Source organism: Micromonospora thermarum (genome assembly GCF_012034245.1).
Classification (GTDB): domain Bacteria; phylum Actinomycetota; class Actinomycetes; order Mycobacteriales; family Micromonosporaceae; genus Micromonospora; species Micromonospora thermarum.
In genome coordinates this window covers 1-911 of the sequence record NZ_JAATEO010000099.1, presented here as the reverse complement: position 1 = coordinate 911, position 911 = coordinate 1, and the positions used below count along the sequence as shown (strand labels likewise).

3 protein-coding genes are annotated in these 911 nt (G+C 68.9%); all 3 read right to left on the bottom strand.

What is annotated here, in order from left to right; all coding sequences use genetic code 11:
- A partial coding sequence (locus tag HCJ94_RS29375) for an adenosylhomocysteinase (protein WP_168004246.1) occupies positions 1 to 473 on the bottom strand: 473 nt, incomplete at its 3' end.
- Positions 474 to 500: 27 nt separating this feature from the next.
- The gene (locus tag HCJ94_RS29370) at positions 501 to 779 is read right to left on the bottom strand and encodes a DUF6059 family protein (RefSeq protein WP_168004245.1); all 279 of its coding nucleotides are present in this window, start codon (positions 777 to 779) and stop codon (positions 501 to 503) included.
- Positions 779 to 911, bottom strand: a 133-nt coding sequence (locus HCJ94_RS29365) for a methionine adenosyltransferase domain-containing protein (RefSeq protein ID WP_168004244.1), incomplete at its 5' end; no start/stop codon positions are given. The genes HCJ94_RS29365 and HCJ94_RS29370, both read right to left, overlap by 1 nt.

The window sequence follows — 911 nt, the reverse complement described above, 5'->3', positions numbered from 1 at the left end:
GCACCCTTGTGCACCAACAACGTCGCGTCCCCACCATCGTCAAGGATCATGTTCGGACCCTCACCATCCGGCCACGCGAGCACCTGCTCGGTACACCACCAGTACTCCTGCAGGCTCTCACCCTTCCACGCATACACCGGCACACCCGCCGGAGCCTCCGGCGTCCCGTCCGGACCCACCACCACCGCCGCAGCCGCATGGTCCTGCGTGGAGAAGATGTTGCACGACGCCCACCGCACCCGCGCACCCAACGCCACCAACGTCTCGATCAACACCGCAGTCTGAATCGTCATATGCAACGAACCCGTAATCCGCGCACCCGCCAAAGGCTGCGCCTCGGCGAACTCACGACGGATCGCCATCAGGCCGGGCATCTCGTGCTCCGCGAGCCGGATCTCCTTACGCCCAAACTCGGCAAGCGACAGATCCGCCACCTTGAAATCGCCGGCCGTACGAACCAGGGCCTCCGGCATGGTCACGCTCCTCAGTCGGGGGTTGGGTCAGCGCAGTTGGGACCAGAGCCGCCGCTCCTCGTCGGTGAGCGGCTGGTGCGGGACGAGACGTTCCGGATGGCCGGGCAGCGGGTGGCCGGCGGACGTCTGATCGGCCGCGTCCGCGGCAGACGGCGCCGGGACCGGGCCGCCGTCGCCCGACTGCGGCTGGGCATGCCGCCGCCGGTGCTGCCGGATGATCTCGCGGGGGTCGATCCCGGCGACCGACGCCCCGAACAGGCTCAGTCCGAGCCCCACCTCGGACACGACGCGCCGGAACCAGCCCATCAGCTTGCCGCGCTCTTGAGGTCGGCGGCGCGGTCGGTGCTCTCCCACGTGAAGTCGGGCAACTCCCGACCGAAGTGCCCGTACGCCGCGGTCTGCGCGTAGATCGGCCGCAACAGGTCCAGATCCCGAATG